Source organism: Actinoplanes aureus, from assembly GCF_015704865.1.
GTDB lineage: Bacteria > Actinomycetota > Actinomycetes > Mycobacteriales > Micromonosporaceae > Actinoplanes > Actinoplanes aureus.
Genome location: NZ_JADQTO010000002.1, coordinates 40,571 through 53,638, shown reverse-complemented (window position 1 = coordinate 53,638; position 13,068 = coordinate 40,571). Strand labels below are relative to the sequence as shown.

Annotated in this window: 14 protein-coding genes and 1 pseudogene; 7 read left to right on the top strand and 8 right to left on the bottom strand. The window is 70.8% G+C overall.

Features of this window, described 5'->3' with window-relative positions:
• Positions 1-40: 40 nt before the first annotated feature.
• Positions 41-1,066 carry a class II fructose-bisphosphate aldolase gene (fbaA, locus tag I4J89_RS03165; RefSeq protein ID WP_196412292.1) on the top strand — a complete coding sequence of 342 codons (1,026 nt, stop codon included), beginning with the start codon at positions 41-43 and terminating at the stop codon, positions 1,064-1,066.
• 69 nt (positions 1,067-1,135) lie between these two features.
• On the top strand, positions 1,136-1,690 hold the full coding sequence (locus I4J89_RS03160; protein ID WP_230858309.1) for a hypothetical protein: 555 nt from the start codon (positions 1,136-1,138) through the stop codon (positions 1,688-1,690).
• Between the two features lie 13 nt (positions 1,691-1,703).
• Here I4J89_RS03160 and I4J89_RS03155 read toward each other — a convergent pair whose 3' ends face one another.
• The 3 genes from I4J89_RS03155 to I4J89_RS03145 are packed head-to-tail and all read right to left on the bottom strand — an operon-like array spanning position 1,704 to position 3,453.
• Complete coding sequence (locus I4J89_RS03155) at positions 1,704-1,913, bottom strand: hypothetical protein (protein ID WP_196412291.1); 210 nt, start codon at positions 1,911-1,913, stop codon at positions 1,704-1,706.
• 36 nt (positions 1,914-1,949) lie between these two features.
• Positions 1,950-2,237 carry a hypothetical protein gene (locus tag I4J89_RS03150; protein ID WP_196412290.1) on the bottom strand — a complete coding sequence of 96 codons (288 nt, stop codon included), beginning with the start codon at positions 2,235-2,237 and terminating at the stop codon, positions 1,950-1,952.
• A 28-nt stretch (positions 2,238-2,265) separates the two neighbouring features.
• The gene (locus I4J89_RS03145) at positions 2,266-3,453 is read right to left on the bottom strand and encodes an LOG family protein (protein ID WP_196412289.1); all 1,188 of its coding nucleotides are present in this window, start codon (positions 3,451-3,453) and stop codon (positions 2,266-2,268) included.
• Between the two features lie 56 nt (positions 3,454-3,509).
• Here I4J89_RS03145 and I4J89_RS03140 point away from each other — a divergent pair, with 56 nt between their 5' ends.
• On the top strand, positions 3,510-4,499 hold the full coding sequence (locus I4J89_RS03140; protein ID WP_196412288.1) for an ADP-ribosylglycohydrolase family protein: 990 nt from the start codon (positions 3,510-3,512) through the stop codon (positions 4,497-4,499).
• An 80-nt stretch (positions 4,500-4,579) separates the two neighbouring features.
• On the top strand, positions 4,580-5,002 hold the full coding sequence (locus tag I4J89_RS03135) for a DUF3151 domain-containing protein (protein WP_196412287.1): 423 nt from the start codon (positions 4,580-4,582) through the stop codon (positions 5,000-5,002).
• 44 nt (positions 5,003-5,046) lie between these two features.
• On the opposite strand, the pseudogene I4J89_RS03130 reads toward I4J89_RS03135, so the two are convergent.
• The 3 genes and pseudogenes from I4J89_RS03130 to I4J89_RS03120 form a co-directional block, all read right to left on the bottom strand.
• Positions 5,047-6,279 (bottom strand): annotated as a pseudogene (locus I4J89_RS03130) (MinD/ParA family ATP-binding protein); the annotation flags it as partial.
• Between the two features lie 93 nt (positions 6,280-6,372).
• Complete coding sequence (locus I4J89_RS03125) at positions 6,373-7,341, bottom strand: diacylglycerol kinase family protein (RefSeq protein WP_196412286.1); 969 nt, start codon at positions 7,339-7,341, stop codon at positions 6,373-6,375.
• A 26-nt stretch (positions 7,342-7,367) separates the two neighbouring features.
• Positions 7,368-8,660 (bottom strand): adenylosuccinate synthase, encoded by a 1,293-nt coding sequence (locus I4J89_RS03120; protein WP_196412285.1) that lies wholly within the window; start codon positions 8,658-8,660, stop codon positions 7,368-7,370.
• 93 nt (positions 8,661-8,753) lie between these two features.
• Between I4J89_RS03120 and purD the strand changes: the two genes are divergently transcribed.
• On the top strand, positions 8,754-9,995 hold the full coding sequence (gene purD / locus I4J89_RS03115; RefSeq protein ID WP_196412284.1) for a phosphoribosylamine--glycine ligase: 1,242 nt from the start codon (positions 8,754-8,756) through the stop codon (positions 9,993-9,995).
• Here purD and I4J89_RS03110 read toward each other — a convergent pair.
• Positions 9,985-10,596, bottom strand: a complete 612-nt coding sequence (locus tag I4J89_RS03110) for a hypothetical protein (RefSeq protein WP_196412283.1) — start codon at positions 10,594-10,596, stop codon at positions 9,985-9,987. The two genes, purD and I4J89_RS03110, sit on opposite strands and share 11 nt — an antisense overlap.
• A gap of 171 nt (positions 10,597-10,767) precedes the next feature.
• Between I4J89_RS03110 and I4J89_RS03105 the strand changes: the two genes are divergently transcribed.
• Together I4J89_RS03105 and I4J89_RS03100 are read left to right on the top strand one after the other, a co-directional pair.
• The gene (locus I4J89_RS03105; protein WP_196412282.1) at positions 10,768-11,922 is read left to right on the top strand and encodes a sensor histidine kinase; all 1,155 of its coding nucleotides are present in this window, start codon (positions 10,768-10,770) and stop codon (positions 11,920-11,922) included.
• 5 nt (positions 11,923-11,927) lie between these two features.
• Positions 11,928-12,560, top strand: a complete 633-nt coding sequence (locus I4J89_RS03100) for a response regulator (protein ID WP_196412764.1) — start codon at positions 11,928-11,930, stop codon at positions 12,558-12,560.
• A gap of 37 nt (positions 12,561-12,597) precedes the next feature.
• On the opposite strand, the gene I4J89_RS03095 is transcribed toward I4J89_RS03100, so the two are convergent.
• Complete coding sequence (locus I4J89_RS03095; protein WP_196412281.1) at positions 12,598-13,050, bottom strand: SCP2 sterol-binding domain-containing protein; 453 nt, start codon at positions 13,048-13,050, stop codon at positions 12,598-12,600.
• Between the last annotated feature and the right edge of the window lie 18 nt (positions 13,051-13,068).

The following is a 13,068-nucleotide window of genomic DNA, read 5'->3' as shown; positions in this document are numbered from 1 at the left end:
TGCCCTCTGCTGCCCGTAGAAAAGAGCAAGGAGCGCACCGATGCCTATCGCTTCCCCCGAGGTCTACGCCGAAATGATCGATCGCGCCAAGAACGGCGCGTTCGCGTACCCGGCGATCAACGTGACGTCCTCGCAGACCCTCAACGCGGCCCTTCAGGGCTTCGCCGAGGCCGGCAGCGACGGCATCATCCAGATCTCCACCGGTGGCGCCGAGTACGTCTCGGGCCCGACCATCAAGAACATGGTCACCGGCGCCGTGGCGCTGGCCGAGTTCGCCACCGAGGTCGCGAAGCAGTACCCGATCAACGTCGCGCTGCACACCGACCACTGCCCGAAGAACAAGCTGGACGGCTTCGTCCGCCCGCTGATCGCGATCTCCAAGGAGCGCGTCGCCAAGGGTCTGGCGCCGCTGTTCCAGTCGCACATGTGGGACGGCTCGGCCGTGCCGTTGGAGGAGAACCTCCAGATCGCCGAGGAGCTGCTCGCCGACACCGCCGCCGCCAAGATCATCCTGGAGATCGAGGTCGGCGTCGTCGGTGGCGAGGAGGACGGCGTATCCGCCGCGATCGACGACAAGCTCTACTCGACCGTCGAGGACGGCCTGGCCACCGCCGCCGCCCTGGGCCTCGGTGAGAAGGGCCGCTACCTGACCGCCCTGACCTTCGGCAACGTGCACGGCGTCTACAAGCCGGGCAACGTGAAGCTCCGCCCGGAGATCCTCAAGGAGATCCAGGACGCGATCGGCGCCAAGTACGGCAAGGAGAAGCCGCTCGACCTGGTCTTCCACGGCGGCTCCGGCTCGCTGCTCTCGGAGATCCACGGCGCGCTGGACTACGGCGTGGTGAAGATGAACATCGACACCGACACGCAGTACGCGTTCTCCCGCCCGGTCGCGGACCACTTCTTCCGCAACTACGACGGTGTGCTCAAGGTGGACGGCGAGGTCGGCAACAAGAAGGCCTATGACCCGCGCGCCTGGGGCAAGCTCGCCGAGAACGGTCTCGCCAAGCGGGTCGTCGAGGCGTGCGAGCACCTTCGGTCGACCGGTACCACTCTCTCGAAGTAATCGTTCGGCTTCGGCCGGTCCCCGAACGCGGGGACCGGCCGTCGTCGTCTTGCGGGGTTACACAGAGACATGGGTACGATCGGTCGTCTTGATCAAGGGACGGTGGTCGTGCTCGGTATCGAGGGCTGGAAACCCGAGTGGCATCACGATGCCGAAGCCCTCGCGGCCACCCATCGACACATGTTTGTGCGGCTCATCGGCCGTAAGTTGCGATCAAGCTGGCTGATGTGGGACATGGCCCAGCGAGGCTGGTTCGCCGACGGCCCGGTGATCCTCGATTTCGGTTTGAGTCGCGTAGAGGTCACGCACCGTAAATTCGACGAGTGTGCGATCACCTGGGATCAGATCGACATGTCGGTGCCGATCGACTGGTATGAGCATTTCGACTGGCGCGCCGACCCGCACGCCGCGCTGCGCCGGGCCCGCGGTCGCCACCTGCGCGCGGTCAACATCATCGAGCGGACCACCTCGGCGGACTGGCGGCCGCGGATGCTGCACGCCGTCGAGTTCCTGTTCGACGGGGCCCGCCTCGCCATCTACAACGCGATGGACGAGAACGGGCTCACCGACGTACCGGAAGCCGACCTGCCGGCGGTGCACTGGCGTCGCGTCCACGTCGCCTGACCGCCGGGCCGGCTCAGCAGCTGCTGCCGCCCCCGCCGGAGTCGCAGGACCCGCCGCCGAAGCCGCCCGCCGACGCGTCGCCGCCGTAGTGCCCGGAGCCGGGGTGATGGACGCCGGCCCGGTAGTCGTGCGCGCCGGCGCCGCTGTTGGCCCGGCGGGAGACGCGGATCGCGACCGCCACGGCGATCACCAGGCCCATCAGGAACAACACCGTCGTCAGCATGGCTGCAGTGTGGGGTATGGGTGCCAGCCGCGGCAATCAGTCGCCACCGCCGCCTCCACCACCACTGTCGCCGCCGCCACCGCCACTGTCACCCCATGAGCTGCCGCCGCTGTCACCCCAGGAGTGGTCGTCGGACGAGCCGCCGCCGTCGTGGGACGAGGAGTAGAACGGCCCGCTGTCGCTGTGCCGGGAGCGATGCGAGCGGCCGCCGCCGACCGGCCGGCCGCGCTTCGCGGCCCGGAAGATGAGCACCGCCGCGATCGCCGAGATCGTGAAGAGGATCAACACCATGAAGGCCCCCAGGAGTAGTACGAAGCTCACCATGTGCGCAGTGTGCGGCATGCCCGCCAGCTCACTTGAGCAGGGCCGACACCGCATCCTCCAGAGAGTCGGTAACCACGATCAGGTCGGACTGGTCGCCGTGCGGCGAACGGGTCAGCAGTGGTCCCAGAAGGTCCACCACGGGCAGCGCCGACCAGTGCTCGACGCCGAGGAAGACGAAGGCCCCGGACGGGCCGTCGGTGCGGTAGAACGTCTTCGTCGCGGCCTGGAAGATCTCCTGGACCGTGCCCGCCCAGCCGGGGGCGAAGACGATGCCGCCGCGGGACAGGCGCAGGATCGAGTCCTCGCGTACGGCGTTGGAGAAGTACTTACCGATCTGCCCGGCGAACAGGTTGGCCGGCTCGTGGCCGTACAGCCAGGTGGGCAGTGCCAGGCCGCCGTGCTTGAGCCGGCCGGCGAGATCGGTCTCCGGCAGGGGATACGCGGCGCGGACCGCGAGGGCGGCCGCCGTGTACGGGTCGTGGTCCTGGAACCGCGGGGCGACCGACAGCTGGTCGATCGCGTCCGAGAGCTCGCCCTCGGTCCGGGACGCGAAGTAGGCGCCGAGGTTCGCGGCCTCCATCACCCCGGGCCCCCCACCGGTCACGATCAGCCGTCCGGCCGCGGCCAGCTGCCGGGTCAGGGCCGCGACCATCCGGTACGCCGCCGACCCGCGCGGCTCCGCGTGCCCGCCCATGATCCCGACCGGCCCCTCGTGGCCGTGCACCCCGGCCCACGCGGCCAGGGCCTTGCCGAGCGCGTTGTCGACCCCGGCGTCGTGCAGGCGCTGTGCGAGCGCCTCCCGGATGTCCGGCACCGCGCCGCCGTGCGCGACGAAGTGGTCGTAGACGACGGTGTCGTACATGCCCGCGAAACCGCCGTCGGCGAACCCGTCGGCCAGGTCATCGGGGGTGTAGAGCAGCGCGGGGTGGGTGGGATAGGGGCGAGTGCGGAACGGCGGGACCAGATGCGCGCCGCGGCGGATCAGGTCGATCTCCACCTCGGGCCCGGCGAGCCGGCAGCCGACGAAGAGCGTGTCACTCACGTCGGTCCCGGAGAGATCCGGAGGATCCCGGTCCAGGCGCAGGCCGAGGACGACGAGTCCGGCCAGGGTCTTCTTGGCGAGATGTGAGTCGAACTCGGCGCGCGACTCGATCTCGAACTCGGTGGCGTCGAACGGGGCGTCCCCACCGAGCACTGGTTGCAGCGGATCCGGCATGTGCACCATCTTGCGCGAATCGCGCCACCGTTGACGTACTACCTAAAGTTGTCCGCATGCGTGCTGCGTCGGGATCGCTCTTCGGGTTGGCGTACGGGGACTCACTGGGTAAACCCACCGAGTTCCAGGAATACGCGCAGATCGTGGCCCGATACGGTCCGGGCGGCCCGCGCCGGTTGGAGGGCGAGCCCGCCCTGGTCACCGACGACACCCAGATGGCGCTGGCGGTCGGTGAGGCGCTGTTTGAGGTGTCCTCGATCACCCCGGCGACGTTCGAGCCGGTGCTGCGCCGGCGGTTCGTGGAGTGGGCGGCCAGCCCGGAGAACGACCGGGCACCCGGCATGACGTGCCTGCGGGCGTGCTCGGCGCTCGCCGACGGCCGGCCGTGGACCCGGGCCACCCAGTCGGACTCCAAAGGCTGCGGGGCGAACATGCGGGTCACGCCGGTCGGCCTGGTGCCCGGGCTGAGCGACGACCAGCGTGCCGGTGCGGCGCAACTCCAGGCCGGGCTGACCCACGGTCACCCCACCGGGCTGGCGGCGAGTGAACTCACGGCGTACGCCGTCCGATGGCTCAGTGACGGCCTCGCGCCGTCCGCTCTGCTCGAAGCGCTTCGCGAACGCTGCGCCGAGCAGCGCAAGATCTACCGAGGCGACTGGCTCGGCGAGCTCTGGCAGCGGCCGACCGTCTCCTCACCGGAGGAGTTCATCGCGCTGGGCTGGGACGAGTGCGCGGCCGCGCTGGACCGGGTCAAGGCGGCGCTCGCCGCCGGAAACTACGCGGGCGACCCGTGCCTGGCCACCGGCGCGGGATGGATCGCCGAGGAGGCGCTGGCCACCGCGCTCTACGTCTATCTGATCTCGCCCGAGGAGCCGGTCGCCGTCGTCGGCCGCGGCGCGGCCTCGTCCGGCGACTCCGACTCGATCGCCTGCCTGGCCGGTGCTTTCGCGGGCGCGGCGCTCGGCCTGGCCGCCTGGCCGGCCGACTGGCAGACCCAGATCGAGTACGCCGACCGCCTGTTCCGCCTCGGCACCGCCTGGGACTGACACCTCGCGTTCACCCCCGCGCCAAGGGAAATGTGCGGGGCGTGCGGAATGAAAGCTCTCCGGCCGGGTTGAATGAGGTCATGCAGAACCTCCTTCCCGAGCCGCCGGCCACCCTCCTGCCCGCCGACGCCGAGGCGGACAAGGCACTGGCCGAGGCCGCCGCCACCGGCACCGCCGAGGCCTACAAGGCGGTCGCCGCCGACCATCCGGCGTACAGCGCCGCCTGGGCGCCGCTGGCCACCGACGCGTTGGCCGCCGGCGAACCGGTCACCGCATACGCGTACGCCCGCACCGGTTACCACCGCGGGCTGGACTCGCTGCGCCGCAACGGCTGGAAGGGCCACGGCCCGGTGCCGTGGTCGCACGAGCCCAACCGCGGCTTCCTGCGCTGCCTGCACGCCCTGTCCCAGGCCGCCGCCCAGATCGGCGAGGCCGACGAGGCGGCCCGCTGTGCCCAGTTCCTGCGGGACAGCGACCCGGCCGCCGCCGACGCCCTGAGCTGACCTTTCACCACCCGGAACGGTGGTTGCGGCAGGCAGCCACCGTTTCACAAACCTTCGGCGACCGCAGCGGCGATCTTGAGCCAGGCGTCCCTGGTGTTGCTGGAGAGCTCGCCGTAACGGATCGGCTCGCCGGAGTCGATCAGCTTCTCGTAAGGGGCCAGCACGACCGCGCGGGTACGCGCGGCGAAGTGCTGTTGTATCGCCGGCAGATCGATGTCCTTGCGGGTCGGCGGCATGGTGACGACCGTGATGGCCTGCCGGACCAGCCGGCGGTGGCCGCCTTGTTCCAGGTGGTCGAGCATCCGTGCGGCGGTCTCGGCCGAGTCGTTGCGGGCCGACATGGTGATCACGAGTTGGTCCGTGGCGTCCATCGCGGCCTGCCAGTTCTCCGCCCGGACGTTGTTCCCGGTGTCCACGAAGATCAGCTTGTAGAAGCGGCTCACCACGTCCCGGATCTCGGCGAACGCTCCGGCGGTGAGCATCTCGCCGGCCGTCGCGGACTCGTCCGAGGCGAGCACGTCGAACATGCCCTCGCCCTGCGCGCGCACGTACTGCGAGAGATCGCCGACGCGGCCCTGGGATCCCTGGAAGAGGTGCAGGTCGCGCATCATGTCGCGGACCGTGCGGGCATGGAAGTCCTGCTGGGCCCGCATGCCGAGGGTGCCCTGGGTCTCGTTGTTGTCCCAGGCCAGCACGTAACCGCCGCGCTTCTGGCCGAAGGTCATCGCCAGCAGGAGTACGGCGACGGTCTTGCCGGCGCCGCCCTTGGGGTTGACGACGGTCACCTGCCGGAGGCCGCCGAAGTTGCGGCGGACCATCTCGACGTCCTGTTTGTACTCCAGCTCGCGCTTGCCCGGGGAAAGCTTGACCAGGCCGAGCGTGCCCTTGTGCAGCATGGCCCGCGCGCCCATCGTGGCGGTCTGCTGAGCCGGTTTGGCGAGCCGGCGACGGGCGAACTCCTCGGCGGTCGGTGTTTCGTCGGAGGTCAGCTCTGCGAAAGGATCTTCGGAAGGCGGCGGCGTTGGGGGTTGCGGCTGGTGAACGCCGGTTCGCACCGGAACCGGTGTGGTCGGTGCCGGTTGCGCTCTGCGCGGCGGCTGGGCCCACGGGGAATCGGCGCCCGAGCGGCCCGGCGGAGGGTCGACCGGCAGGTGGACGCCGGGTGGCAGGGCCGGATCATCAGCCGGCCGGAACACCCCCGGCTCCACCTCGATGACACCGGCCGGTGGAAGCTGCACCACCCGGCCGTGCACCGGCGTCTCCGGTTCCTCGGCCCAGAACGGTTCCACATCCCGGGCCGGCGTGCGGTCGGCGTGCTCGTCCTCCACGAAAGACGACCTCCCGTTTGGCAGACATCCAACCGCATAAATCTAGCCCGCGTACACCGCCCAGGCACCCGGCTCGGTCCACCAGGATCGCTTGCGGCTCGTCGATCCCGCCACCCCGTCGTCGAGGAACTGGAGGTCCCCGTCGCGCGGAAGCACGGAGACCGCCCGGCCGCGGGCCCGGCGCACCTCGATGCGTACCCGGGTGCCCTTGAACCGCTGTTTGACCACGACCGGAACCGCCACCGCGACCTCGACCCGGCCGTCGGTGGGATCGCCGTCGCTGAGCAGCCGCAGACCGTCGAACTCGGCGTACCCACCGCCGTTGCCGACCGCGCAGGCCAGAACGGGTTCCTCGCCGTCGGTGAGCACGGCGTTGTCCACCTCGACCCGGCCGCGCCAGGGCACCGCGCGGCCGTCGTCGTCCGACCCGCCGAGCAGCGCGCCGTCCAGGGTGACCGAGCCGCCGTCGTTGCGCAGCAGGTCGAGCCGGCGGACCGCACCGTTGAGCACGGCCGCGGCGACCTCGGCCGGAGTGCGCGGCAGACCCATCTGGGCGGCCAGGTCCGCCGTGTTTCCGGCGTCGAGCGGGAGGATGGCGAGCGGCGGCAGATCCGGTACGGTCCGGACGGCCGGCAGGTCCGCCGGGCGTTTGCTGGGCGGTGGCGCGTACCGCCGGACCAGCCGGCGCACGACGGCGCGCAACTGGCCGTCGGTGGCGCTCGCCACCACCAGCCGCAGCTTGCTGTCCGGGTCGGGCCAGGTCAGGCCGTCCGGCCGGGCCGGGCCGTCGAACCGGGCCAGCACCGCGTCGATCTCCTGATCCGAGGCGGCGATCACCGTCTCGGCTCGCGCGCCGGCGGCGCGCAACGCATCGGCACAGGCCAGCACGGGGGTACGCGGAGCGCAGGCGGCCGCCGAGGCGGAGCCACAGCCGCCGCACCCGGATCCGCAGGCGTCACCAGACCCCTCGGCCAGGCTGAGGAGGACGACGTCTGCTTTTTGGTCTGGCATCGGTTTTCCGCCGCGGGTAGGCACAGTCAGGCTCCGCCGAGGACCGAGTGCCGCTCGATGACCGCCTCGCGTCCCGGTCCGACGCCCACGATGGAGATCCGGGCGCCGATCCGCTGCTCGACGAACTCGACGAACCGCTGCGCGTCCTTCGGCAGATCGTCGAAGTTCCGGCAGCCGGAGATGTCTTCCTTCCAGCCCGGCAGCGTCTCGTAGATCGGCTTCGCGTGATGGAAATCGGTCTGGTTGACCGGCATCTCGTCGTGGCGGACGCCGTTGACGTCGTACGCCACGCAGACCGGGATCTCGTCCAGCCCGTCGTAGTTGTCCAACTTGGTCATCGCGAAGTCGGTGACCCCGTTGATCCGCTGTGCGTACCGGCCGATGACCAGGTCGAGCCAGCCGATCCGGCGGGGGCGGCCGGTCGTGGTGCCGTACTCGTGGCCGACCTCGCGCAGGTAGTCGCCGAACTTGTCGTGCAGCTCGGTGGGGAACGGGCCCTCGCCGACGCGGGAGGTGAACGCCTTCAGCACGGCCACTACCCGGTCGATCCGGGTCGGCGGGATGCCGGCGCCGGTGCAGGCGCCGCCGGACGTCGCGTTCGAGCTGGTCACGAAGGGGTAGGTGCCGTGGTCCACGTCGAGCAGGGTGGCCTGGCCGGCCTCGCAGAGCACGACCTTGCCGTCGTCGATCGCCTCGGAGAGCTCGAGCGCGGTGTCCGCCACGTACGGCCGGAGCCGGTCGACGTAGGAGAGCAGCTCCTGGACGACCTCCTCGGCCTTCACCGCGCTGCGGTTGTAGATCTTCGACAGCACCTGGTTCTTGAAGAGCAGCGCCGCGGTCACCTTCTGCCGCAGGATCGACTCGTCGAACAGGTCCTGCACCCGGATGCCGACCCGGTTCATCTTGTCGGCGTAGGTCGGGCCGATGCCGCGACCGGTCGTGCCGATCCGCCGGGCGCCCAGGAACCGCTCGCTGACCTTGTCGAGCGACCGGTTGTAGGACGCGATGACGTGCGCGTTGGCGCTGATCCGCAGTCGCGAGGTGTCGATGCCACGCGCCTCCAGGCCGTCGATCTCCTGGAACAGCACGTTGAGGTCCACGACGACGCCGTTGCCGATCACGGGTACGACGTTCGGGGAGAGGATTCCACTCGGAAGGAGGTGGAGTGCGTACTTCTCGCCGTCGATGACGACGGTGTGGCCCGCGTTGTTGCCACCGTTGAACTTGACCACGTAGTCGAGCCGGTCACCCAGCAGGTCCGTGGCTTTGCCCTTGCCCTCGTCGCCCCACTGGGCGCCGACCAACACGATAACCGGCACTTCGCCAATTGCCTTTCCCGAACGGGTCGTACCTGGAGGAGTCCGGGTACTGCCGAAGTTTACGCGACCGTGTCGCAGGTAGGATGGGCCGTCGTGCGCGTACTTCTGATCGGCTCCGGTGGGCGCGAGCACGCGCTTGCCGTCGGGTTAGCCGCCGACCCGTCCGTCGACTTCCTGGCCGCCGCGCCCGGTAACCCGGGAATTGCCCAGGTCGCCGAGTTGCATGAGGTCAAGGCCGTCGATCCCGCCGCGGTCGCGGCGCTCGCCGTCGAGCTGAGCGCCGACCTGGTCGTGATCGGCCCGGAGGCGCCGCTGGTCGCCGGCGTCGCCGACGCGGTCCGGGCCAAGGGCATCGCCTGCTTCGGCCCGAGCGCCGCCGCCGCGAAGCTGGAGGGCTCCAAGGCGTTCGCCAAGGAGGTCATGATGGCCGCCGGGGTCCCGACCGCCCGCTCCTTCGCCTGCACCGACATGGCCGCGGTCCGCGCCGCCCTGGACGAGCTGGGCACGCCCTACGTGGTGAAGAACGACGGCCTGGCCGCCGGCAAGGGCGTGGTGGTGACCGACGACCTCGACGAGGCACTGATCCACGCCGAGGCGTGCGGCAAGGTCGTCATCGAGGAGTACCTGTCCGGCCCGGAGGTCTCGCTCTTCGTGGTCACCGACGGCACCGCGGCCGCACCGCTGATGCCGGCGCAGGACTTCAAGCGGCTGGGCGACGGCGACGAGGGGCCGAACACCGGCGGCATGGGCGCGTACGCCCCGCTGGACTGGGCCCCCGCCGACCTGGTGGAGCGGGTCCTGCGGGAGACCGTGGAGCCGACCCTGGCCGAGATGCGCCGCCGGGGTACCCCGTTCGCGGGCCTGCTCTACGTCGGACTCGCCCTCACCCCGGACGGGCCGAAGGTGATCGAGTTCAACGCGCGCTTCGGTGACCCGGAGACCCAGGTCGTGCTGGCCTTGCTGGAGACGCCGCTGGCCGGCCTGCTGAACGCCGCCGCCACCGGGACCCTGGCGTCGCACGAGCCGTTGCGGTGGACCGACGGTTCGGCCGTCACCGTGGTCGTGGCCAGCCACAACTACCCGGGCGAGCCGCGTACCGGTGATGTGATCGAGGGTGCCGACGTGCCCGGTGTCATCCACGCGGGCACCGCCCGCGACGCGGACGGTGCCCTGGTCTCGGCCGGCGGACGCGTGCTCAGCGTGACCGCGACGGGCGCGGACCTCGCGAAGGCACGCGAGGCGGCATATGCGCTGGTCCAGGGTGTGCGCCTGGACGGCGCCCAGCACCGCACCGACATCGCGCTGCGCGCGGTCGAAGGAAAGATCAAGATTTGAGGGGTACGCCCGGAGCGCGCTGCGGCATGTCGGTCGCAGCGCCTTCCGGGTCCTGGAACAGTGCCGTGGACAGCCACACCACGCCGACCGCCCCTACGGCGAGCCCGCCGAGGTACGCAGCTTCGGGCACCGAGGTGCGCAGTGCGGCGAGGCACAAACCCGGCACGTAGAGGGCGAGCGCGATCCGCGGCAGGACACCGGCCCGCCACGAGGCGACGCCGAAGAGCAGGACCCCGACCAGGAAGGTCAGGGCCACCACCAGGAAATACGCGCGGCCCGGACCGGTCAGCACCTGCTCCCGGGTGACGGCGTCCTGGTACTGCAGCACGGCGTGGGTGAGGAACTCGATCGCGAACAGCCCGCTCAGCCCGAGGTGGTGCAGCACGAAGCCGGCCAGACCGAGCCGGCCGGCGGCCCGCCGCTGAACCAGGTAGAGCGCGGTCAGGGTGAGCAGCAGCAGCGCGCTGGCCGGCGGTGCCAGGGCGTGGGTGAAGCCGTTCTCCGGGATCACCCCGGCCCGGCGGGCGACGGCCACCAGGATGAGCACACCGCCGAGCACTCCGGCCAGGCCGGCCAGGCGGTACAGCGTTCTGTCGGACATGTTGGACCCCTTCGGTAGCGGATGCCGCCACCGTGCCGGGCGCCGGTACCGCGCCGACAGTGCCGCCCGGCCAGACCCGTTGCCCGGGACATGCCGTTCGGCACATGACCATCGGCCAGAACGCGGCGGCACACGTAGGAATCGGGAGTCCGGTTGCCTAGCCTGACAGGCATGGCTGTGGATGCTCCGCCGCTGCGGTGGATGGCCTCGTTGCTCTACGGAGCCGTCCTGCTCACCGGTCTCTACTTCGTCGTCGCCGGACTGGCTCCGGAGGCGTCGGCGATGAGCGTGGCCGGATTCGTGGCGGCCCTGCTGGCGCTGCTCGGGGTGGAGCAACTCGACTGGCGTGGGCCGTCGACCCGGCGCCGGGCGATCGTGCTCCTGTGCGTACGCATCCTGTTGTTGGAATTGGTGAACGCGGCCGATCCCGGCGGCTTCGCCCGCGTGCTCTATGTCCTAGTTCCGTTTTTCGCCTACTTCTCGCTCGGCCGTAAGGCCGGCCTCGGTCTGGCCTCGGCCTACCTGGTGGCCGCCGTGCTCCGGGCCGGATCGGTCCCGGACTGGCAGACGAATCCGGAGATCGTCTCCGACCTGCTGATGTTCGCCATCGGCCTGGTGCTCACCCTGGTGACGGCGGCCGTCGCGGTCGAGCAGCAGCGCAGCCGGATACGCGCGGAGCAGCTGGTGGCCGAGCTCCGGCAGGCCCAGCGTCAGGTGGCCGAGCTGAGCGCCGCCGGTGAGCGGAACCGGCTGGCCCGCGACATCCACGACAGCCTCGGCCATCACCTGACGGCGATCAGCGTGCAGCTGGCCAAGGCCGAGGCGTTCCGGGATCTCGATCCGGCCGCCGCCGACCGGGCGGTCAGCGACGCCCACCGGGCGGCCGGGCGTGCGCTGCGCGAGGTACGCGAATCCGTCGGCGCTCTGCGGGCCGAACCGTTCTTCCTGGCCACCGCCCTGGAGTCGCTGGCCGAGGGACTCGACGACGCCGGTTTCCGGGTCACGTGTGAGATCGTCGGCACCGAGCCCTTCGACCGGCCCGCCCGGGAGGCGCTCTACCGGGTCGCGCAGGAGGCACTGACCAACGCCCGCCGTCATGCCCGCGCTGATCGGGTCGAGGTGCTGCTGCGCTGCACCGATGCCGCCGCAGTGCTCGAGGTGAGCGACAACGGGCGGGGCTTCGCCGTCGAGGCGGCGAACGGCAGCGGGCTGCCCGGGATGCGCGAGCGGCTGGCCGCGCTGGGCGGCAGCGTACGGGTGGAGTCGGCGCCCGGCACCGGGACGCGGGTCGTCGCCGAGCTGCCCCGCCTGGCGGTGCTCTCGTGACCGACGTGATCCGGGTGCTCGTCGCGGACGATCAGGCGCTGATCCGGGAAGGGATCGCCTCGCTGCTGAGCATCGAGCCCGGCATCGAGGTGATCGGCACCGCGGCGGACGGCCGGGAGGCGGTGGCGCTCGCTGTCCAGACCCGGCCGGACGTGGTGCTGATGGACGTCCGGATGCCGGTGCTGGACGGATTGCGCGCCGCCGAGCTGCTGCGCGACCGGCTCCCCGCGTGCCGCGTCCTGATGCTGACCACCTTCGACGACGAGGAGTACGTCGTCCGCGCGCTGCGGGCCGGCACCGGCGGCTACCTGCTGAAGGATCTGCCGCCGCGGGAGCTGGCCCAGGCGGTGCGACTGGCCCGGGCCGGGGTCGACCAGCACGACAGCGCGGCGTTGCGCCGGCTCGTCACCGCCCTGGACCGGGCCGCCCCGGCGCCGACGCCGCGGATCGACCTGACCGAGCGGGAGCTGGCGGTGCTGCGGCTGGTCGCGGTGGGCGCCACCAACCGGGAGATCGCCGCCCGGCTGCACCTGAGCGAGGGAACCGTGAAGAACCACGTCTCCCGGATCCTGGAGCGGCTCGGGCTGCGGGACCGGACCCAGGCCGCGATCTACGCCCGGGACCGGGGACTGCTCTGAGGTTCGGGCGCACGACGGCGCCCGAACCGCACGAGCGTCAGCTCTTCGGGATGTCGAACAGCTTGGCGATGCTGGCGGCCAGGGTGAGGTCACCCTTCGCCTTGATCTTGCCGGTCATGAACAGCATCATCGGGTTGCCGTCGCCGGCGACGGTCTTGAGGAACGTGACCGCGTCCATGGTCATGGCCAGCTTCGGCTCGCGTGCCGGCTGGTTGGTGACGGTGCAGGCGCCGTTCTCGATGACGGTCTCGTAGGTGTCGTTCGTGCCGCCGGCGCCACCGGTGATGATCCAGTGGATGACGGCCGACGTGTTGCCGGCCTTGTCCGCGCGGAACAGCGACGGCATCCGGTTGAACACCTCGTCGAGGATCTTCGTCCGCACGTCCGACGCCATCACTTCGGCGATCTTGGAGTCCGGGGTGGACTTGACGAGCTGAGCGAACTCCTTCGGGCCGATCGACGAGAGCGCCTCGGGGTTGAAATCAGTCATCAGTGGACCTTTCAGGAT